This is a genomic window from Bradyrhizobium sp. CCBAU 53340, assembly GCF_015291645.1.
In the GTDB taxonomy this organism is placed as follows: domain Bacteria; phylum Pseudomonadota; class Alphaproteobacteria; order Rhizobiales; family Xanthobacteraceae; genus Bradyrhizobium.
The window spans coordinates 4,816,672-4,836,487 of the sequence record NZ_CP030055.1 but is presented as its reverse complement, the minus strand read 5'-3'; the positions used below and the strand labels follow the sequence as shown (position 1 = coordinate 4,836,487).

Sequence of the window (19,816 nt, the reverse complement as noted above, 5' to 3'; positions counted from 1 at the left end):
GGGATGATCCCGGCCCCTACGGGTGCGACCCGGCTCTACGTCATCATCGGCGATCCCATCGCGCAGGTGCGCTCGCCCGCTGGTGTTTCCGCGGAGTTTGCTGCGCGCGGTCATGATGCCATTCTCGTCCCTGTTCAGGTTGCGACTGACGATCTTCCTGATTTTCTCGCGGTGGCGAGCCGGTTGAAGAACCTCGACGGCATCGTGGTGACCATTCCGCACAAGTTCGCCTGCTACGAGGCCTGTGCCAGCGCGACCGAACGTGCGCACTTCCTTCGCACTGCGAACCTGATGCGCCGGCGCGCCGATGGTTCGTGGCACGGCGATATGGTGGACGGTCTCGGCTTCGTCGGCGCCGCGCGGACCAAGGGGATCGATCCCAAAGGGATGCGCGCACTTCTCGTCGGTGCGGGCGGGGCCGGCTCGGCCATTGCGCTGGCCCTGGTCGAGGCCGGCGTCAGGGAACTCGCCATTCACGATAGCTCGGCGGAGCGGCGGGATGCGCTGATCCATCGCCTGAACAAGCTCGGCAAAGTATCCGTGCTGGCAGGCACCACCGACCCCGCAGGCTTCGATTTCGTCGCCAATGCCACGCCCGCCGGAATGAAGGAGGGCGATCCGCTGCCCGTCGACGTTATCAGGCTGGCGCCATCGGCCTATTGCGGCTGCGTCATCACCAAGCCGGAAATCTCGCCGTGGATCGCGGAAGCCGGCAAGCTCGGCTGCGTCACCGCGACCGGCACCGACATGTACCGGCAGCACCAGGGCATCATGGTGGATTTCCTGCTCGGGACCGACGGCGAACAGTAAGCGTTTCATTCATGTCAAGCGTATTGCTTGCATTGATTGCACCGGTCGGGGCTTGAGCGCACGCGGCTGACGTAGGATCATGCCCGCGCGCCAGCCGGTCGCGCAAAACCGAGAGAAGGGACCAGGGAATGACCAAGGGCAGGGCCGTTGCGACGGCGATGATCGGCGTTGCCGCGCTACTGTTATGCCTGGCGCCTGCCGCCCATGCTGCGCAATGCGGCAACGGGCCCGGCGGCTTTGAGACCTGGAAGCGCGAGTTCAGCGCGGAGGCGCAGGGCAAGGGCATCGGCCAGACCGCGATCTCGGCGCTGATGCAGACCAATTATGCCAGCGCCACCATCAATGCCGATCGCAGCCAGCACAGTTTTTCACTCTCCCTTGAGCAATTCCTGGCCAAGCGCGGCGCCACCACCATCGTGGCGCGGGGCCGGTCGCTGAAGCAGTCGCAGGCCGCGATGTTCGCCTCGATCGAGCAGCGTTACGGCGTGCCGCCGGGGCCGTTGATCGCGATTTGGGGCATGGAAACCGGTTTCGGCAGCCAGCGCGGCAACCAGAACATGCTCTCGTCGATCGCAACGCTAGCCTATGACGGCCGTCGTCCCGAATTCTTTACCGAGCAGCTCTATGCGGCGTTGAAGCTGGTCGATCGCGGCGTGCTGTCGGGGGCAACCCGCGGCTCCATGCATGGCGAGGTCGGCCAGACCCAGTTCATGCCCAAGAACATCCTGGCCTACGGCACCGGCAATCTCGACGTCGCCGCCAATGCGCTGAGCTCGACCGCGAACTTCCTGAAGGCCAATGGCTGGCGTGCGGGAGCCGGTTACCAGCCAGGCGAGCCGAATTTTGCCGCCATACAGGCGTGGAATGCGGCCGGCGTCTACCAGAAAGCCATTGCGCTGATGGGCCGGCAGATCGACGGGGGTGGCGGGGCGGCGGCACTGCGTTGAGTTGCTCCGCAAGGCGTGACTGGACCTATCCGAGAAAGTTGTTGCATTCGGGAACTGACGGCACGAGGTTTGCTTTGATCAAGTTCAGGGCTGGGCATGAGGAGACTCAACATGGCTACCCAGATCGTGATGGATCAGACCGGCGATACACGCCACGAGTTTGATCCGGAAAATGCCGAAGCGTTGGCGCAGGCCGAACAGCGCTTTCGGGAGTTGACCGGTGCGGGCTTTACCGCGGCATACCGGACCGGCCCCGGCGAAGTCACGCGTATCAAATCGTTCGACCCGACCGCGCAGGAAACGCTGTTCTATCCCCGCCTGGTCGGCGGTTGATCTGAACGGCCGATGATCGCGGTCTTCAGGCTTCGCGCGCCCGCGCGAGCGCGTCTGCACGCGCTCCGCGAGCTCTATCGGCGCTTCTTCGGCGAGAACACACCCGAGGCGCGCGGCCGGCGGCTATTGTCCGAATGGCTGTCCGAGGAGCAGCGCGCGCAATTCGAGCAGAACCGGCATTTCGACGTGATCGGTTGCGACAGCGGCAAGCGCTATCGCATCCACTACGGCACTGCCGCCAATGTCCACGAGATCGACGAGGCCGGGATTGCGACGATGGGGTGGTGCTTCGTCCCGACGGGCTTTCTGGTGCCGGGTGACGTGATGCTGGCGCAGAAGATCGCGCTCGAGACGGACGAGAAGGGCGCGCTCGCGCTCGCCAACCGGTTTCCGCCGGCAACGCACTCGGAGCACTTCTACCGGCGGCCGTTCTAGCGACGGGGCGCCGGGGACCGCAGGTCAGAGGTGCGTGGTGCGATAGGCGTCCAGCGCATGCGCTGCGAAAACGCCGATGCTGCAAAGCACGAGCAAGGCTGAGATCAGCTCGATCATAGCTCGTCCTCCCCAAGCGGCTGGGCGAGGAGATGCTGGCAGCAGGCATATTCACTGATGAGGTCGAGGAAGAATTGCATGACGCACGTCCCTGTATGATTTTGACAACCACTTAACCGGGCATCTGTTTCAGGCGTGTTTCGTCGAGATAGGAAAGGGGTTTCGCGGGGAACCGGGGCCTAGCCTGCGAGTGGTCAAGCCGCTACACCCTACGATCACTCCATCCCTTTGGCCGTGCGCAACGCGGGCGGCGCGTCACATTTCGGGGCAAAATCATGGCACAGGTCGCCTGGTTCGACGATCTCACCGTCGGCATGCGTTTCAAATCTCCCGAGGTCGAGGTCACCGAGGCCGATATCAAGCGGTTTGCCGCTGAGTTCGACCCGCAGCCGATGCATCTTGACCACGAGGCCGCCAAAGCAACCTTGTTCAATGGCCTGGCTGCTTCGGGTTGGCACACTGCGGCGATCGCCATGAACCTCGCGATCCAAACCCGTCCGTTCGGTCCGCACCCGCTGATCGGCGCGGGCGTCGACGGGCTGCGATGGATGGTCCCGGTGCGTCCGAATGACCGCCTGCATCTGGTCGGCGAGATCATGAGCCTGACGCCGTCGAAGTCGAAGCCGCAGGGGATCGCGCTGGTGAAGTGGACGATGTTCAACCAGAACGGCGAGGAGGTCTACACGTTCACTCCGATCGCGATCGTGCCACGGCGCGGGTAGGGAGGCCCTTCACCTTCACCCCGGCCGCGCCAGCCCTTGCGGCTTGCCGGGAGTGGTGGTCAGCTTGGTCCGGGGAAAACGCTGGAGGCTGACATGAAAGGACTCCTTCTTGTCTCTGCGCTGATGGTGGGGATCGCCATAAATGCCGGGCCCGCGGTCGCGCAGCAAACCAAGGTCGGTGACTGGACCATCGAGAAGCGCACCCAGGACACCCATTGCAACGCCAGCCGCGGTTACAAGGACAAGGCGGACGAGAACCGCGACTACGTCATCGTCATCACCTATTCCGACAAGGCCATCGTGATCGTGATGATCTATGACGGCTGGGAGTGGGACAAGGTCGGCGAGATCCTGCGCGCCGACGTCGGCACCGACGATGCCGACATCATGGCGAAGGCGAAGTGGGAGGTCATGGACAAGACCACAGTCCGCGGCATCTTCGAGTACGATCAGTCGATCATGGATCGCCTGTCGAAAGCCAAGCGTCTCACGCTCGATTTCGAGGATGACGACGACGACAGCATCGAGATGCAGATCCCGCGCGCCGGCGAGGCGCTTGCCGCGCTGAAATTTTGCGAGGAGAACCGGAAATAATTCGCCGCTGGTGCCGATATTGGCAGGCAGGACCTGAGCACAAGGCGATGGCAACAGCGAGATGGCGCGTGACTCGTCGCACACAGCCCGGTCGCAGTTCGCATTAATCCAAGTCTTTGGCGAATACGTCCAAGCCGCATCCTGCGGTTGACGTTACGCAAGGACGATGTTCGAGATTCCAGCATTTTTTTCAGGCGTTTTCTCGTCGGCGACGACAGGCGGCCGGTCTGTGCCCGTCGTCAGCCTCCAGATCGCATTACGCCGCCGATGACGATCCCCGAGGCGAACAGGTTTTCCTCGCTCGTCGGCGAGATCTACGATGCGGCGGTCGATCCAACGCGGCGAAGTGCTGCCCTGGGGCAGGTCGCTGGTTTTGTCGGCGGCTCGGCCGTGACCATTCTTTCGCGGGACGCAGCCCGGCTCTCGATCGAAATCCACCAGCATTATGGCACGGACTCTCGCTTCCGCGAGCTGTATCGGGATCGGTATGTCGAGCTCGATCCTCTGCTTGATCGCCATCTCGATGTTGGCGTCGAGCAGGCCATCGGCGTGGCCGACGTGATGCCCTATTCTGACTTCGTGGCCACGAGCTTCTATCGGGAGTGGGTGGAACCGCAGGGCGCGGTCGATCTTGCGACCGTTACGCTGGAGCGATCGAGCGCGCGCACGACGATTCTTCAGGTGATGCGCGGCCGGTCGCGCGGAACCGTCGATGACGCAATGCGCGAGCGCATGCGGTTGATTGCGCCGCACATCCAACGCTCCCGCGTCATGGGCCGGCAGATCAGGGCCCGTTCACACACCGTGGCTGACCTCGCGGAGGTTCTCGACCGGCTGAGCACGGCAATCGGCCTGTTCGACGCAGAGGGACGGCTCGTTCACGCCAACGCGGCCTGCCGGCAAGTGCTCGCAAACGGCAATCTGGTTGCGATCGTGGGCGACCGCATCGTGGCCCGTAACACCCAAGCCGACAAGATATTCCGCAGTCTCCTCGACGCGGTCGCCGACGACGGAGCCGGTTCGACCAGCCGCCGCAAGATCGAGCTCATGACGTCGACCGACGGCCAGCACTATCTGGCCCACGCCTTTTCGCTGACCCACGAACGCAGCCTGCAAGGCGATGGAGTCGCGACCGTGCTGTTCCTGCAAAAGGCCTCGATGGCGCCCCAGCTCGCAACAGCGGCAATCGGCGCAGCGTTCAGGCTGACACCGTCCGAACTCCGCGTACTGATGGCCATCGTGGAGCTCGGCGGAGTTCCCGATATCGCGGCAAAGCTTGGAATTGCCGAGACAACGGTGAAGACGCATCTTGGCCGCCTGTTCGAGAAGACAGGCGCCGGCAGGCAGGCGGACCTCGTGAAGATCGCAGCCGGCTTCGCTACCCCGTTCACCCAGCCTACCGGCCCCGACAACGCCGTGTGATCCAATTCACATCGCGAACCGCGTAGTTGCGCAATCTTGATCCATCGTGATGAACGAGGCAGGTGCGTCCTTCGAACGTATGACGCGCATCATCAGATACTTTCGTATACGGCGCTTTCCGAAATGAGAAAGACAATGCGCCATCAAGGCAACGCGCGAGAGCATCGGACGCGACTGCGAGGACACAACGGCGCGGTGGCCGGACCTGCTCGTCGGTGGGAGAGATTGCAGTGAACGGCAACGACGATTTTTCCATTCTCAATGTTTCAACAACCGGCATTCCCGAGGGCGAACGTGTCACGATGCTGCGCGACTTCTATCGCCGCGGAGTGGTGAAGGCGGAGATCGACGCAAAGGAGGGGATGCTGTTCGAGGCACACTTCACCTCGCATGCCCTGCCGGAAGCGCAACTGATGATCGGCGCGTTGTTTGGCGCCAAACTCATTCGCACGAAGCAGCTGACTGCTGACGGCGACGACAGCCTTGCCCTGGTCGTGAATCGATCGGGAGCGATCCGGATGTCTGCGCGAGGACGTGAATTGCTGCTTCAGTCGGGCGACGCGGCATTGACGAGTGCTGAAGATGTCATGACCCTCGAACGATTGTCGCCTGGAGATTGTCTCTCCTTGCGCGTACCGAGGCGGGTCCTGGCGCCGATGATCGTGGACGTCGAGGATGCGGTGATGCAGCTTACGCCGCAGCGCGCCGCCGGAGTCGGATTACTCGTCGACTACGCGGTTGCGCTGATCAGAGAAGAGGCCCTGGCGATACCCGCACTCCGTCGGCTTGCCGTAGGACATCTGCATGACCTGTTGACGCTCGTTCTCGACCCGACCGATGATTCTCCGGTGATCGTGGGACGGCGAGGCGTCAGGGCAGCCCGGCTACGAAAAGCAAAATTCCTCATCGCCAACAATTGCGGACGCCAGGACCTGTCGGTTGCCGGCGTTGCGCAGGAGCTCGGCGTGACACCACGCTATCTCCAGCGTCTGTTCGAAGCCGACGGCAAGACGTTCTCCTCCTTCCTGATCGAGCAACGCCTGAAACGTGCCCACCGCATGTTGCGGGAACCGGAATTCGCCGAGCGCCCGGTCTCATCGATCGCCTACGACGTCGGTTTCGGCGATCTCTCCTATTTCAACCGCTCTTTCCGGCGGGCCTACGGCGCGACGCCGAGCGACGTCAGGAACGGCGCGGCGGAGTGATTGATCCCGTCCGCCTGATTTTGATCCAGCGCGGGGAATTTTTCACGTGCTCTTTGATCGTGGAGTCATGACTGTTGCGCTGATGCTGGGCAGAGGTGTCGTTGTTGCGAGCGCGCTCCTTGGGGCGTCGGCGCTGGCGGGCACGCCAGACGAGATCAGGGTTCCCGGAGAGATTCCCGGCACCGTGCTCCACGCCGAAGGCGCGCAGATCTACGAGTGCAGGCGCGACGCGGCACATCAGCTGGTCTGGCAGATGCGGGAGCCCACGGCGACACTGATTGATCGCGGCAATTCCGTTGGGCGCCACTCGGCCGCGCTGCATTGGGACACCGTCGATGCGACCACGCTCGTGTGGGAACACAAGGACGGTAGCTCCGTGATGGCGAAGATCGTCGCCCAGGCGGCGAGCCGGAGCGCGGACGATCTGCCATGGCTCAAATTGGGCGTGATCACGCAGAGCGGCGACGGCCAGTTCTATGGTGTCAGCCATGTGCAGCGGATCAATACGAGGGGCGGCGTGGCCGGGGGGACATGTGAGCAGGCGGGGACTTATCGCAGTGTGCCGTATTCGGCCGACTACGTGTTCTGGCGCGTGGAGTAAGGAATGGCGCGGCATTGTGGGTGGCGCCGTCCGTTGGAGTATTGAATGCGCCGTTTCTTCTTCGACCTCCTGGTCGGCAACGTTGTGAAGATCGACCCGGGTGGCATGGTGTTCGAGCATACCAAGGCGACGTTCGTGGTCGCCGACGAGATGGCAAGGCATCTCTTCGTCTGGCGCGATGATCTGCGCGATTGTGATGCGTGGATCCGCGTGAGGGACAATAGCGGGCGCGAGATCTATCGCGCCGCGGTCTGGGCGGAGAGTGCCGAGAGAGCGAGTTGGGACCAGACGTGACCGGTTCCGGCGGCGCCCCAACCAATTTCGGCACCGCGTTCTGAGCCGGCATCAGCCCTGGCGGCCTGAACGGAAGCCTGCCGGCCGGGCGCCATCCGCCTGGCCGGCACCCATCCTCCGATCGGAGGATGATGGCGTGCTTCGCTTGTGTTATCGTACCAAGCATTGTTCATCCAAAACCATTGAACGCCATGCCGAGAGCGCGGAAGCTGTCCGATCTGGTCGAACGGATCTACGATGCCGGTCTTGATCCCACGTTGTGGGACGACGTCGTCCTGGGCATCCGCGATTTCGTTGGCGGCCAGGCATGCGGGCTGTTTTCCAAGGACTCGATCAGCAAGTTCGGCGTCACGCACTATTATTGCGGGGCCGATCCGCACTACATCCAGCTCTATTCGGAGACCCATTCCAAGTTCGATCCGTTGACGATCCTGCCGCCACACGGCCAGATTGTAAGTATCCCCGACCTCGTCAATTTCGACGAATACCGCCGGGGGCGCTTCTATCAGGAATGGATGCAGCCGCAGAGCGCTAGTGATGCGGCCAATGTCGTGCTCGAGAAGTCGAATGCGAGCTGCCCGGTGATGATGACGGTGCTGTCGGGCCGGCGCATGGTCGACGCCGGGATGAAGCACCGGATGTCGTTGATCGTGCCCCACGCGAGCCGGGCGCTGCTTGTCAACCGGGCGATCAGCGCAAAGCTGACGCTGGCGACGGCGCTCGCCGACGTGCTGGACAATCTGTCATCGGGCATCTTCCTGCTCGATTCCAGCTGCCATGTGGTGCACGCCAATGCGAGCGGCTACGTGCTGCTCGCGGCTGACGATGTGGTTCGTGTCGTTGCCGGCCAGCTCGTGGCCAGCGGCGCCGAGGCCAATCAGGCGCTGCGCGATACCTTCGCGGCCCGCGGCGAAGCTCCTTCGCCTGCCGTAGGAGCACAGGCGATCCCGTTGCTTTCGCCCAAGGGCGAACGTTACGTCGCGCACGTCCTGCCGCTGTCGTCAGTGTTGCGCAACGGCAGCGACCGGTCGTCCGACGCCGTCGGCGCGCTGCTGCTGCGCAAGGTCACGCTTGGCGGGCAGTCCTACGGCGAGCTGGTCGCGCGGACTTTCGACCTGACGCCGGCCGAGCTGCGGGTGTTCCTGTCGATTGTCGAGGTTGGTGGCGTTCCCGAGACGGCAACCGCACTGGGAATCGCCGAGACGACGGTGAAGACGCATCTGCATCGCGTGTTCGCCAAGACGGGCACGAGCCGGCAGGCGGACCTCGTCAAGCTTGCGGCCGGATTCTCCAATCCGCTCGTCAATTGATTGATCGATCGGCATCGGAATCGTTGAACCTATTGGCCGCTCGATCGACTCCATAGAAAAGCCGCAGGGCATCCCCATTTGAAATCCGCGCGTGTGACGATTGGCTCTTCCAATGCAGTTGACTGCCAGGCACTCCGAGCTGATCGAGCATATCTATGACGCCGGCCTCAATCCCGATTTGTGGGCCGACGTCGTCGTCAGGCTCAACGGCTTCTTCGGCAGCCGGGCCTGCGGCCTGATTTCAAAGGATAAAGTCAGCAAGTGCGGTGCGATGCACTATTATTGCGGGGTCGATCCGCACTACATCCAGCTCTATGCCGACGAATACGCCCAGCATGACCCGCTCGCCAGGCTGCCTCGCTACGGCGAGGTGCGCAACATCCCCGATCTCGTGAATTTCGACGAATATCGCCGCGGCCGTTTCTACCAGGAATGGCTGCGCCCCCAAGGATGTGCCGACGTCGCAAATGTGGTGCTGGAGCAGGCGAACTCGTCATGTCCGATGCTGATGACGGTGATCCCCGGGCGCGAGATGTTGGACGCGAAGATGCGGGCTCGCATGCAGCTCGTGGCTCCGCATGCAAGCCGCGCTTTGATGATCAACCGGACGATCGAGCAGAAGCGGCAGAAATCGATGGCGCTGGCCGACGTCGTAGATCGCCTTAAGGCCGGCGTGATCCTGCTCGACGCCGCCTGTCAAATCGTTCACAGCAATCCGGCTGCCGATGCAATCCTGGATGCCGACGATGTCCTGAGGTCCGTCAACGGCCGGCTGCTGGCAAGGTCGGCTGACACGAATGCAGTCCTGCGCGATGTCTTCCGTGGCGAAGCCGAGGTAGCCGCCGCTGCGTCAGTCGGTTGCAATATTCAACTGACCTCGAGCGACGGGTCATATTACGTTGCCCATGTGATCGCGCTGCCTTCGCTGTTGCGGGAGGGCGGCGCGGGGCGCGCTTGTGGCGCGATCGGAGCCCTGTTCGTCTGGAAAGCGACACTCGATGCCCGTTCTTGCGCCGGGCTGATCGACCGCACGTTCGAATTGACGCCTGCGGAGCTCAGGGTTCTGCAATCCATCGTCGAAGTCGGCGGTGTGCCGGAGACGGCCGACGCGCTCGGGATCGCCGAGACGACGGTCAAGACGCATCTGCATCGTGTATTCGACAAGACCGGCACGAGCCGCCAGGCCGACCTCGTCAAGCTCGCGGCCGGATTTTCCAACCCGCTCGTTCACTGACGCGCTGGTGTCGCCGCGAAAAGCGGCAGTACGACGCCCGCATTTTCATCATCACAATGTTATCGCGCGTCATTCGTTCGGGTGACGCGATTTGCTGCGTTCTCTCCTACGAAAGCGCACACGGCTTCTTGTTCGTCGCGTTCGATTCTTGTGTGAAGCAACTCACAGCGGGTGGAAGTGAATTCCATCAATGTCGCTTGCGGGTGAGAGGAGATCGTCATGCGAACAGCGTCATGGAGTCTGGCCGGCAAGTTCCACGTCGTTGTCGATCGCATGGTCGCAGCGCTGCGTCAGCAGCGTGCAATCGAGGCGCGGCGCGTCTTGCTGAGCTACCGCCACTTGCTGGGCGCGCAACCCGAAACGTCATCTTTGAACGAATTCATTTCTGTCTGCAATGAAAAGGAAGTTTCAGAAAATGCCTACCAATCTGATGCGCGCGGGCGTTCGACCGCTCGCCCCGGTTTCCAGCGCGCGTAACGGCAGTATTGTCGCGATCGCGCTCGCCGCTGCGCTCGTCACCCTTCAACTGGTTGGCCTCGTCATGCTGGAACGATCGCACGCGCATGCGATGGATGTGTCGTTTCCGCGCGAGGCTGCAACCTGCGCTGAAAGTGCGCCCATGCCGGTCGCGCCAATTCCCTATGACTGAGCGGAGGGCGGATCATGCCTGACATCACGACCCTGCTGCTGCTCAGCGTCGCCGTGTTCGCAGGAGCCTTCGTCTCCGGACTCTCGGGCTTCGCATTTTCGGCCGTAGCGGGGGCGGTCCTGCTTCGCGTGTTTCAGCCGCTCGAAGCCGTGCCGCTGATGATGGCGTGCAGCATCGGCGTGCAGGCGACCAATCTGTGGGCACTCCGGCACAACATCCGCTGGGAGGGAAGCCTGCTCTTGATCGTCGGTGGGCTGATCGGTGTTCCGATTGCAGTGTCGCTGTTGCAGAGTACCGATACGCATCTGCTTCGGCGCGGCTTTGGCGTCGTCGTGGCGCTGTACGCGGGATACATGTTGCTGCGGCCGACGCTGGTGAGTGCCGGCGAGGCCGTCGGCCGGCACTGGGTTGCGCTGATCGGGTTCGGGGGAGGGCTGGTCGGTGGGCTCACCGCCATGCCAGGCGCGATCCCGACGATCTGGTGCGACATGCGCGGCATGCCCAAAAGCGAGCAGCGCGGCTTGGTGCAGCCGTTCATTGCGGCGATGCAGGTCTTTGCGATCGTGCTGCTGGTCGGACACCAGGATCTGTCGTCAAAGGTCTTCGTCGATCTCGCCGTCAGCCTGCCTGCGCTGTTCGCAGGCTCCGCGCTCGGGGTGATCGCCTTTCACAGGGTGAACGAGACGGTCTTTCGCAAGACCGTGCTCGTTCTGTTGCTTGTCTCCGGGATATCGCTGCTTTAGTGCCCGACGCCCTGAACCGGTGCCGCACTGATGTCGCTGCTGTGATGCACCAGCGGCTTCAGGCCGGTGATGGTCCGCAGCAGCACATAGAACACCGGCGTCAGGAACAGGCCGAATACGGTGACGCCGATCATGCCGGAGAACACGGCGACGCCCATGGCGCGCCGCATTTCGGAACCTGCGCCGGTCGAGAGTACGAGCGGCAGCACGCCCATGATGAACGCCATCGACGTCATCAGGATCGGGCGAAGCCTTAAGCGGCTCGCCTCGATCGCAGCCCGGAACGGGGTGCGGCCGGCGAATTCGAGCTCGCGCGCGAATTCGACGATCAGGATCGCGTTCTTGGCAGAGAGGCCGACCAGCACGATGAGGCCGATCTGGGTGAAGACGTTATTGTCACCCTTGGAAAGCCATACGCCGAACATGGCGGCAAGCAATCCCATCGGCACGATCATGATGATCGAGAGCGGCAGGGTCAGGCTCTCATAAAGCGCGGCCAGCACCAGGAACACCAGCAGGATGGCCAGCGGGAACACCCAGAGCCCGGAATTGCCGGCGATGAACTCCTGATAGGTCAGGTCGGTCCACTCGAACGCAAAGCCGGGCGGCAGCACTTCCGCCGCAATCCGCGTCGCCGCCTCCTGGGCCTGGCCGGAGGAATAGCCGGGCGCGGCCGCCGCGTTGATGTCAGACGATAGGAAGCCGTTGTAGCGGATCGCGCGCTCAGGCCCCGCGCTCTGACGGATCGTGAGCAGCGCCGACAATGGCACCATGTCGCCGGAGGAGGAGCGTACCTTGAGCTGCCTGATGTCGTCGGCACGGGCGCGGAACGGCGCGTCGGCCTGCACATAGACGGAATAGGTACGGCCAAACTTGTTGAAGTCGTTGACGTAGTAGGAGCCGAGGTAAATCTGCAGCGTGTTGAACACCTCTGTCACGGGCACGCCTAGCTGCAGCGCCTTGGTGCGGTCGATGTCGGCGAACAGCTGAGGCACGTTGACCTGGAAGCTCGAGAACACGCCGGCGATCTCCGGCGCCTTCTGCATCGCCGCCATGAACGCCTTGGTGGCGTCATTCAGCGCCTCATAACCGAGGCCGGCGCGGTCCTCGATCTGGAGCTTGAAGCCGCCGATGGTGCCGAGGCCGTTGACCGGCGGCGGCGGGAACATGGCGATGAAGGCTTCCTGGATGCCGGCATATTTCTTGTTCAGCTCGGCCGCCAGTGCGGGACCGCTGAGCGACGGATCCTTGCGCTCGTCGAACGGTTTCAGCGTCGAGAACACGATGCCGGCGTTGGACGAGTTGGTGAAGCCGGAGATCGACAGGCCCGGGAAAGCGACCGAGCTCTCGACACCGGGCTGGGTCAGCGCGATGTCGCTCATCTTGCGGATCACCTCTTCGGTGCGGTCGAGCGTTGCGCCATCGGGCAGGCGGGCGAAGCCGACAAGATATTGCTTATCCTGGCCTGGCACAAAGCCGCTCGGCACCTGCTGGAACAGGAAGGCGGTGATGCCGACGAGGACGACGTAGAGGCCCATCACCGCGGCCTTGCCGGAGATCACCTTGGTGACGGTGCCGCTGTAGCTTTCCGAGGAGTAGGTGAACGCTCGGTTGAAGCGGCGGAAGAACCAGCCAAGGCTCTTCTCCATGACGATCGTCAGCCGGTCCTTCGGCTCGTTGTGCCCCTTGAGCAGCAGCGCCGACAGGGCCGGTGACAGCGTCAGCGAGTTGATGGCCGAGATCACGGTCGAGATCGCAATCGTCAGCGCGAACTGCTTGTAGAACTGCCCGGTGAGGCCGGAGATGAAGGCGAGGGGAACGAACACCGCGATCAGCACCATCGCGATCGCGATGATCGGACCGGAGACCTCGCGCATCGCCTGATAGGTGGCATCGCGCGGCGACAGCCCGCCCTCGATGTTGCGCTCGACGTTCTCGACCACGACGATAGCGTCGTCGACGACGATGCCGATGGCGAGCACCAGGCCAAACAGGCTGAGCGCGTTGATGGAGAAGCCGAATAAGTGCATCACCGCGAACGTTCCGACGATCGACACCGGCACAGCCAGCAGCGGAATGATCGAGGCGCGCCAGGTCTGCAGGAACAGGATCACCACCAGCACCACCAGCGCGATCGCTTCCAGCAGGGTGTGGATGACGGCCTCGATCGAGGAGCGCACGAACTGGGTAGGATCGTAGACGATCTGGTAGGACACGCCTTCCGGCATGTTCTTCTTGATCTCCGCCATGGTGGCACGGACGTGATCGGAAATCTGGAGCGCGTTGGAGCCGGGCGCCTGGAAGATCGGGATCGCCACCGCCTGCTTGTTGTCGAGCAGCGAGCGCAGGCCGTATTCGGAGGCCCCAAGCTCGATGCGAGCGACGTCGCGCAAGCGCACGACTTCGCCGCGCGTGCCGGTCTTGACCACGATATCGCCGAACTGTTCCTCGTTGGCGAGGCGTCCCTCGGCATTGACCGACAGTTGCAGGTCGATGCCCTTGACGTTCGGGGAGGAGCCGACCACGCCGGCCGCAGCCTCGACGTTCTGCGCCTGGATTGCCTTGACAATGTCGCTTGCGGTGAGGCCATGCTCGGCCGCCTTCTGTGGATCGACCCAGACCCGCATCGAATAGTCGCCCGCGCCGTAGAGCTGGACGTCGCCGACGCCGTCGATCCGCGCCAGCCGGTCCTTGACATTGAGCACCGCATAGTTGCGCAAATACGTCATGTCGTAGCGACCGTTCGGCGACAGCAGATGCACCACCATGGTGAGGTCGGGCGAGGACTTCTTGGTGATGATGCCGAGCTGGCGCACCACGGCCGGCAGGCGCGGCTCGGCCTGTTGCACGCGGTTCTGCACCAGCTGGGTTGCCTTGTCGGGGTCGGTGCCGAGGCGGAACGTCACCGTCAGCGTCATCGCGCCGTCCGTGGTCGCCTGGCTCGACATATAGAGCATGCCTTCGACGCCGTTGATCTGCTCTTCGATGGGCGTCGCCACCGTCTCCGCGATCACCTTGGGATTGGCGCCGGGATAGGTCGCGCGCACGAGCACCGAGGGCGGCACGACATCGGGATATTCCGAGATCGGCATCGCGAACAGCGAGATCAGGCCGGCGAGAAAAATCAGGACTGACAGCACACCGGCGAAAATCGGACGATCGATGAAGAACTTTGAGAGATTCATGGCTTTGCCCCTGCAAGAGAGACAGCTCTCCCGTTGTCCGGAACGCGGGCGATACCCGTGATTCCGGAGTCGGGATGCGATGTCTTGGTCGTTCTATAACGTGGTCATCCAGGCTCGCGTCGCGCGAGCCAGGATGAGGTAACTAGCGTTGCACCACGTCCTGGTTGCTGTGGTTGGAGGCCTGCTGCCCGCGCGCGCCCATAGCCGCGATCTCGGTCTTGAGGAGAGCGCCAGGACGTACGCGCTGCAGGCCATTGACGACGATGCGGTCGCCCGGCTTCAGGCCCGCGGTCACGATGCGAAGACCATCGACCGCGCCGCCGAGCGTGATCGGCCTGTAGACCGCGCGGCTGTCGTCACCGACCGCCATCACGAACTTCTTGTCCTGGTCGGTGCCGATCGCGCGCTCGTCGATCATCACCAGCGTCTGCTGCTTCGGCTGACCCATGCGCACGCGCGCGAACTGGCCGGGGATAAAGCGCCCGTCCTCGTTGGGGAAGACGGCGCGGACGCGGATGGTGCCGCTCTGGCCGTTGACCTGATTGTCGATCAGCTGGATGTGGCCCTTGGCCGAGAGGCCGCCTGACGTCGCCATCTCCACAGGGATCTGGTCGAGCTTGCCGCGCTTGCCGGTGCTATCGGCGATCGAGTTCAGCGCGCGCAGCACGACCTCTTCGTCCGCATCGAACGAGGCGTAGATCGGATTGACCGAGACCAGCGAGGTCAGCACCGGGGAAGCGGTGCCGGCGGCGACGAGGTTGCCGACGGTGACTTCGATCTTGCCGACACGGCCGTCGACGGGCGCGCGCACCTCGGTGTAGTCGAGATTGAGCTTTGCGGTCTGCAGTGTCGCTTCGGCCGCCTTCACATTGGCGATGGCTTCGCGATTGGCGTTGTCGCGCTGGTCGTAATCGCGCCGCGTGACCACGGCGTTTCCGACCAGCTGGGCGCCGCGTTCGAGCTCGCTCTGGGTGAACACGACGCGCGCTTTCGCAGCTTCGAGCTGGGCGGCGGCCTTGTCGACCTCTGCAGCGTAAGGTGCCGGATCGATCTTGAACAGCACATCGCCGGCCTTCACCAGCGCGCCTTCGGCGAAGTTGGTCGACAGGATCGCGCCGGCGACGCGCGGGCGAAGCTCGACGCGCTGGATGGCCTCGAGCCGGCCGGAGAAATCGTCCCACAGCACGGTCTGCTTGGGTTCGATCATTGCGACGGTGACGGGAACGGCCTGCTCAGCGGCAGCGGCCGTTGCCGTCGCCTGAGCGGCGTGGAAGTAGTGGCCGGTCGCGATCGAGCCGGCGACGGCGAGGGCGCCGACGATGGCGACACCACCGAGAAGACGGCGGACACGGCCGGCGGGAGACGTTTCTTGGGAGGGGGGCATTTGCGCGCTCCAGATATGTAGTGTTCACTACAGATGTGGAGCTGGATACCGCAGCGCAAGATACTTATGTATCATTCGCTAAGAAAATTGTAGCCGCTTACCGCAAGAATGGGAAGGCGGAAGAGAAAAGAAAGACAGAACAAATAGATAGGATCTGGCGTTAGACGGAGTGACGCCGATTCCTGAGGAGACAGGCACATGGGCATGGGACGTCCCCGCGAGTTCGACGCCGACGTCGCGTTGGATCAGGCGATGGAAGTGTTTTGGCGCCATGGCTATGAGGGCGCCACGATTGCCCAGCTCACCGAGGCCATGAGCATCAACCCGCCGAGCCTCTATGCCTGTTTCGGCAACAAGGAAGGCCTGCTGAAGGCCGCGCTGGACCGCTACACCAAACTGCGCGGCGCCTGGATGGACGAGGTGGTGGCCGCACCGACCGCCCGCGAGGTCGCCGAGCGGATGCTGATGGGCATCGCCGAGAAGCAGACCGATCCCGCCAATCCACCCGGCTGCCTGCTCGTGCAGGGCGGCATCGCCTGCGGCACCGGCTCCGAAAACGTCCCCTTCGAGCTTGCTGCCCGTAGAGCCCAGAACGAGGACCAGCTGCGCGACCGCTTTGTTCGCGCGAGGGCGGAGGGCGATCTCAAGCCGACTGCCGATCCTGCCGCGCTCGCGCGCTATGTTTCGGCCGTCTCTGTCGGCATGGGCGTGATGGCGTCCTCAGGCTCCGATCGCGAAGCGCTGCGGCAGGTGGCGAACGTGGCGGTGCAGGCGGTCGAGGCGCAGTCGGCCGATAGAACCTGATTTAGCTCGGCAGGGACGGTGGCGACACGAAGCCGCCGAACTCGCGCTCGATCAATCGAGCGAGCGCAATCGTTGTGCGGTCTTCCAGATACGGTCCGATGATCTGGACGCCGATTGGCAGGCCTGAGGCTGAGCGCTCGATCGGAACGGCGGTCGCGGGCAGACCGCAGGTCGAGGCGGGGTCGGCCCAAATGAAACTTGCATCGGAGTAATTGTAGAGCTTGCCGTCGATGTCGAGCTGGCGCGCGTCGAACGGCTCGGAATGGTCGTGTGGAAAGGCCGGCACGGCGGCGGCCGGGTAGATCACCGCGTCGAACGCGCGGAACAGCTCATGCCATTGCTGTTGCAGTTGCAGGCGCGCGGCATCGGCCGCCAGCCATTCACGATGGATCATGCCCCAGCCGCGGGCGCGCTCTGCCTGCAGGCTGCGGTCGTCGGGCGAGAGTTCTGCAGCAAGTCCTTGCGCCTCCGCGATATCAGCCGGAGTGAGACGCGGGCTTCTCGCTGCATTCAACAGCTTCATGTAGAGCCGCGCGGATTCGGCGAGATCTGGCAATGACGTGCTCGCGCGTGCGACCTGCGCGCCCGATTTGCCGAGCCTATCCGCCAGCCGTCCGATCGCGGACCGCACGGCATCTCCTGTCGGCATCATTGGATGCGTATCGATTACAAGGATCCTGAAATCCCTGAGCTGCTCATGGCGTGGGGCGGGCAGCGCAAGGCGGTAGCCGACACCGTCGCGCGTCTCGTCGGGACCGGCGATCACGTCGAGAGACAGGGCGAGGTCCGCGGCCGTGCGCGCCATCGGTCCGACGACGGCAAGATCGCCCTGGCCGGGAACGGGGCGTGCCGGCGGCAGGCCGTATCCGCGCAGCGGGACCAGGCCGAGGCTCGGCTTGTGGCCGAACACACCGCAGAAATGCGAGGGCACCCGGATCGAGCCGCCGATGTCAGAGCCGATAGAGAGCGGACCGAACCCTGCGGCGAGCGCCGCTCCGCATCCGCCCGAGGAGCCGCCGGGCGACCGGCCGAGGTCCCACGGGTTGTTGGTCGTCCCGTGGATCTCGTTGTAGCTCTGGAAGTCCCTGAGGCCGATAGGGATGTTGGTCTTGCCGATGATGACGGCGCCCGCCGCCTTCAGCCTCGACACGACGAGGGCATCTTCCGCCGGTTGGAAGTCCTTGAAGTGTGGAAAGCCCCACGTCGTCGGCAGGCCGGCCACGTTGAACGGCTCTTTCAACGTCACGGGAATGCCGAGCAACGGCAACTGCTCGCCGCGCCCAAGCGCGGCATCGGCTGCACGCGCGGCCTCCCTCGCACGATCGAAATCGCGAACGATGATGGCATTGATCGGCCCGTCCAGCGCCTCGATCCTGGCGATCGTGTGTGCCAGCAATTCCGACGCAGAGATCCTGCGCGCGTGCAGGGCGCTCAAAAGTGCGCCGATCGAGCCGTAGTTCAGGTCGGCGGCGTCTGCGGTCATCACGCGCTCCATTGTATCCCGGCCGAGACCCTGTAGCCCGGATGGAGCGCAGCGCAATCCGGGATATGTCGAGACTGGGATGCAGGACCCGGATGACGCTATCGCTCCATCCGGGCTACGGGACAGTGGCTCTTCCTTCGGGGCGCCCGCTTGCGGCCGCCTCTCAGGACGCTTCCTTCAGCACTGGTGCAGCGGATTCCTCCGTCTTCAGCTCCTCGAGGCTGCGATGCCTGGGCTCGATGCCGAGGGCCCAGACCGTGATGATCTGAATCACCAGCAGCCCGATCATCATTGCCATGACGCCCGCCACGCTGCGCGATTCGAAGAGCGACACGACAAGAAATGGCGTGACGATGGTGGCGCCGCGCCCCAGCGTATTGACGATGCCGGAGGCGCGCAGGCGAACCTCGGTCGGAAACAGCTCGGGAATGTAGATGCCGAACAGCAGGGCGACCAGCACATAGATCGGCACGGTCAGCGCGAAGCCCACGGCCGGCAGCAGGATCGGATCCGAGATCATCGGGTAGAGGATGCCCAAGGCCACCGTGATCATCGACGCGCCGATGATGGTCGGCTTGCGGCCCCAGCGGTCGGCGGTCAATGCGCCGATGGCCGAGCCGATCGGCGCGCCCAGCGCCATCAGCAGCGAATAGCCGAACGAGGTTGCGATCGACAGACCCTGCTTGACGAAGAACACGGGCAGCCAGGTGACGAAGCCGTAGAGCAGCGTGTTGATGGTGATCAGGCAGACGGCGCCGACGATCATCCGTGACAGCAAGGGTGCGGCGAACAGCGTGCCGAGATCGGCAGCGACCGGGACCGATGTCGTGGCCACCGGCGCGGGCAAGGGCTGCCCCTGCGCGGCCTCCTTCTCGATGGCCTGCATCAGCGCTTCGGCCTCCGCGGTACGTCCCACCGCTTCCAGCCAGCGCGGCGATTCCGGCAGCGACTTGCGCATGTACCACACCACCAGCGCGCCGATGCCGCCGAGCACGAACATGGAGCGCCAGCCGAATTGCGGCACCAGCACGGATGCGACGAGCAACGCAACGGGGAGGCCCGTCACGACGCACACGGTGGTGAAGCCGAGCCATTTGCCGCGCGTGCGCGCAGGCACGAATTCCGTCATCGCCGAATAGCCCACGACATTCTCCGCTCCCAATCCAACGCCCATCACGAAACGGCAGGCGATCAGGAAGGCCATGTTTGGCGCGAACGCGGCGGCCAGGGAAGCAAGGCCGAAAAGCAGCAGATTGAACTGGTAGGTGAAGCGGCGTCCGTAGCGGTCGCCGAGAAAGCCGGTGCCGAATGATCCCAGCATCATGCCGACGAAGGTCGCGGAGATGAAGGCGGCATTCTGGGCGAGGGTCGAGAAGCCCGTCTTCAGCGTCACGCTGAGCACGGTCCCGGCGATGTATATGTCGAAACCGTCGAAGAACATGCCGATGCCGATCAGCAGCATGATGCGGCGGTGGAATGGACCGATCGGCAGCCGATCAAGACGGCTACCTGCGTTCACCGATGTCGACATTGACGCTCTCCCT

20 protein-coding genes are annotated in these 19,816 nt (G+C 63.7%); 16 read left to right on the top strand and 4 right to left on the bottom strand.

What is annotated here, in order from left to right; all coding sequences use genetic code 11:
- The first annotated feature begins 3 nt into the window (after positions 1-3).
- From XH89_RS23140 to XH89_RS23070, 15 genes are all read left to right on the top strand, one after another.
- Positions 4-810 carry a shikimate dehydrogenase gene (locus tag XH89_RS23140; protein WP_194468586.1) on the top strand — a complete coding sequence of 269 codons (807 nt, stop codon included), beginning with the start codon at positions 4-6 and terminating at the stop codon, positions 808-810.
- 128 nt (positions 811-938) lie between these two features.
- Positions 939-1,757 (top strand): lytic transglycosylase domain-containing protein, encoded by an 819-nt coding sequence (locus XH89_RS23135; protein ID WP_194462721.1) that lies wholly within the window; start codon positions 939-941, stop codon positions 1,755-1,757.
- A 111-nt stretch (positions 1,758-1,868) separates the two neighbouring features.
- Positions 1,869-2,090 carry a hypothetical protein gene (locus XH89_RS23130; RefSeq protein ID WP_128967022.1) on the top strand — a complete coding sequence of 74 codons (222 nt, stop codon included), beginning with the start codon at positions 1,869-1,871 and terminating at the stop codon, positions 2,088-2,090.
- A gap of 12 nt (positions 2,091-2,102) precedes the next feature.
- Positions 2,103-2,525: a hypothetical protein gene (locus tag XH89_RS23125; protein WP_194462720.1), complete on the top strand. Its 423-nt coding sequence runs from the start codon at positions 2,103-2,105 to the stop codon at positions 2,523-2,525.
- Between the two features lie 392 nt (positions 2,526-2,917).
- Positions 2,918-3,364 carry a MaoC family dehydratase gene (locus tag XH89_RS23120; protein WP_194462719.1) on the top strand — a complete coding sequence of 149 codons (447 nt, stop codon included), beginning with the start codon at positions 2,918-2,920 and terminating at the stop codon, positions 3,362-3,364.
- 93 nt (positions 3,365-3,457) lie between these two features.
- A complete protein-coding gene (locus XH89_RS23115) occupies positions 3,458-3,958 on the top strand; it encodes a hypothetical protein (protein WP_194462718.1) in 501 nt (166 codons plus the stop codon).
- A 267-nt stretch (positions 3,959-4,225) separates the two neighbouring features.
- Positions 4,226-5,380 (top strand): helix-turn-helix transcriptional regulator, encoded by a 1,155-nt coding sequence (locus XH89_RS23110; protein WP_194462717.1) that lies wholly within the window; start codon positions 4,226-4,228, stop codon positions 5,378-5,380.
- A gap of 230 nt (positions 5,381-5,610) precedes the next feature.
- Complete coding sequence (locus XH89_RS23105; RefSeq protein ID WP_194462716.1) at positions 5,611-6,585, top strand: AraC family transcriptional regulator; 975 nt, start codon at positions 5,611-5,613, stop codon at positions 6,583-6,585.
- A 67-nt stretch (positions 6,586-6,652) separates the two neighbouring features.
- Positions 6,653-7,186, top strand: coding sequence for a DUF3455 domain-containing protein (locus tag XH89_RS23100; protein WP_246767588.1), 534 nt, complete (start codon positions 6,653-6,655; stop codon positions 7,184-7,186).
- Between the two features lie 45 nt (positions 7,187-7,231).
- The gene (locus tag XH89_RS23095; protein WP_194462714.1) at positions 7,232-7,480 is read left to right on the top strand and encodes a hypothetical protein; all 249 of its coding nucleotides are present in this window, start codon (positions 7,232-7,234) and stop codon (positions 7,478-7,480) included.
- Between the two features lie 191 nt (positions 7,481-7,671).
- On the top strand, positions 7,672-8,790 hold the full coding sequence (locus tag XH89_RS23090) for a helix-turn-helix transcriptional regulator (RefSeq protein WP_194462713.1): 1,119 nt from the start codon (positions 7,672-7,674) through the stop codon (positions 8,788-8,790).
- A 112-nt stretch (positions 8,791-8,902) separates the two neighbouring features.
- On the top strand, positions 8,903-10,024 hold the full coding sequence (locus XH89_RS23085; RefSeq protein WP_194462712.1) for a helix-turn-helix transcriptional regulator: 1,122 nt from the start codon (positions 8,903-8,905) through the stop codon (positions 10,022-10,024).
- 219 nt (positions 10,025-10,243) lie between these two features.
- Positions 10,244-10,501 carry a hypothetical protein gene (locus tag XH89_RS23080; RefSeq protein ID WP_194462711.1) on the top strand — a complete coding sequence of 86 codons (258 nt, stop codon included), beginning with the start codon at positions 10,244-10,246 and terminating at the stop codon, positions 10,499-10,501.
- A complete protein-coding gene (locus XH89_RS23075) occupies positions 10,440-10,673 on the top strand; it encodes a hypothetical protein (protein ID WP_194462710.1) in 234 nt (77 codons plus the stop codon). The genes XH89_RS23080 and XH89_RS23075 overlap by 62 nt, the downstream gene beginning before the upstream one ends.
- A gap of 14 nt (positions 10,674-10,687) precedes the next feature.
- Positions 10,688-11,416 carry a sulfite exporter TauE/SafE family protein gene (locus tag XH89_RS23070; RefSeq protein WP_194462709.1) on the top strand — a complete coding sequence of 243 codons (729 nt, stop codon included), beginning with the start codon at positions 10,688-10,690 and terminating at the stop codon, positions 11,414-11,416.
- On the opposite strand, the gene XH89_RS23065 is transcribed toward XH89_RS23070, so the two are convergent.
- Together XH89_RS23065 and XH89_RS23060 are read right to left on the bottom strand one after the other, a co-directional pair.
- Entirely contained in the window at positions 11,413-14,601 is a 3,189-nt protein-coding gene (locus tag XH89_RS23065) for an efflux RND transporter permease subunit (protein WP_194462708.1), read from the bottom strand. The genes XH89_RS23070 and XH89_RS23065 overlap by 4 nt on opposite strands.
- Positions 14,602-14,743: 142 nt before the next feature.
- On the bottom strand, positions 14,744-15,985 hold the full coding sequence (locus tag XH89_RS23060; protein WP_194462707.1) for an efflux RND transporter periplasmic adaptor subunit: 1,242 nt from the start codon (positions 15,983-15,985) through the stop codon (positions 14,744-14,746).
- 198 nt (positions 15,986-16,183) lie between these two features.
- Here XH89_RS23060 and XH89_RS23055 point away from each other — a divergent pair, with 198 nt between their 5' ends.
- Complete coding sequence (locus XH89_RS23055; RefSeq protein WP_194462706.1) at positions 16,184-16,789, top strand: TetR/AcrR family transcriptional regulator; 606 nt, start codon at positions 16,184-16,186, stop codon at positions 16,787-16,789.
- 1 nt (position 16,790) lies between these two features.
- Here XH89_RS23055 and XH89_RS23050 read toward each other — a convergent pair whose 3' ends face one another.
- Together XH89_RS23050 and XH89_RS23045 are read right to left on the bottom strand one after the other, a co-directional pair.
- Entirely contained in the window at positions 16,791-18,272 is a 1,482-nt protein-coding gene (locus XH89_RS23050; RefSeq protein ID WP_371825169.1) for an amidase, read from the bottom strand.
- 163 nt (positions 18,273-18,435) lie between these two features.
- Positions 18,436-19,803, bottom strand: coding sequence for an MFS transporter (locus XH89_RS23045; protein ID WP_194462704.1), 1,368 nt, complete (start codon positions 19,801-19,803; stop codon positions 18,436-18,438).
- Positions 19,804-19,816 lie beyond the last annotated feature (13 nt).

Coding starts and splice junctions, on each gene's coding strand:
- XH89_RS23080 (WP_194462711.1), top strand. CDS start 10,244: ATGCGAACAGCGTCATGGAGTCTGGCCGGCAAGTTCCACGTCGTTGTC.
- XH89_RS23085 (WP_194462712.1), top strand. CDS start 8,903: ATGCAGTTGACTGCCAGGCACTCCGAGCTGATCGAGCATATCTATGAC.
- XH89_RS23130 (WP_128967022.1), top strand. CDS start 1,869: ATGGCTACCCAGATCGTGATGGATCAGACCGGCGATACACGCCACGAG.
- XH89_RS23050 (WP_371825169.1), bottom strand. CDS start 18,272: ATGACCGCAGACGCCGCCGACCTGAACTACGGCTCGATCGGCGCACTT.
- XH89_RS23055 (WP_194462706.1), top strand. CDS start 16,184: ATGGGCATGGGACGTCCCCGCGAGTTCGACGCCGACGTCGCGTTGGAT.
- XH89_RS23100 (WP_246767588.1), top strand. CDS start 6,653: ATGACTGTTGCGCTGATGCTGGGCAGAGGTGTCGTTGTTGCGAGCGCG.
- XH89_RS23060 (WP_194462707.1), bottom strand. CDS start 15,985: ATGCCCCCCTCCCAAGAAACGTCTCCCGCCGGCCGTGTCCGCCGTCTT.
- XH89_RS23045 (WP_194462704.1), bottom strand. CDS start 19,803: ATGTCGACATCGGTGAACGCAGGTAGCCGTCTTGATCGGCTGCCGATC.
- XH89_RS23115 (WP_194462718.1), top strand. CDS start 3,458: ATGAAAGGACTCCTTCTTGTCTCTGCGCTGATGGTGGGGATCGCCATA.
- XH89_RS23120 (WP_194462719.1), top strand. CDS start 2,918: ATGGCACAGGTCGCCTGGTTCGACGATCTCACCGTCGGCATGCGTTTC.
- XH89_RS23135 (WP_194462721.1), top strand. CDS start 939: ATGACCAAGGGCAGGGCCGTTGCGACGGCGATGATCGGCGTTGCCGCG.
- XH89_RS23075 (WP_194462710.1), top strand. CDS start 10,440: ATGCCTACCAATCTGATGCGCGCGGGCGTTCGACCGCTCGCCCCGGTT.
- XH89_RS23140 (WP_194468586.1), top strand. CDS start 4: ATGATCCCGGCCCCTACGGGTGCGACCCGGCTCTACGTCATCATCGGC.
- XH89_RS23070 (WP_194462709.1), top strand. CDS start 10,688: ATGCCTGACATCACGACCCTGCTGCTGCTCAGCGTCGCCGTGTTCGCA.
- XH89_RS23065 (WP_194462708.1), bottom strand. CDS start 14,601: ATGAATCTCTCAAAGTTCTTCATCGATCGTCCGATTTTCGCCGGTGTG.
- XH89_RS23090 (WP_194462713.1), top strand. CDS start 7,672: ATGCCGAGAGCGCGGAAGCTGTCCGATCTGGTCGAACGGATCTACGAT.
- XH89_RS23095 (WP_194462714.1), top strand. CDS start 7,232: ATGCGCCGTTTCTTCTTCGACCTCCTGGTCGGCAACGTTGTGAAGATC.
- XH89_RS23110 (WP_194462717.1), top strand. CDS start 4,226: ATGACGATCCCCGAGGCGAACAGGTTTTCCTCGCTCGTCGGCGAGATC.
- XH89_RS23125 (WP_194462720.1), top strand. CDS start 2,103: ATGATCGCGGTCTTCAGGCTTCGCGCGCCCGCGCGAGCGCGTCTGCAC.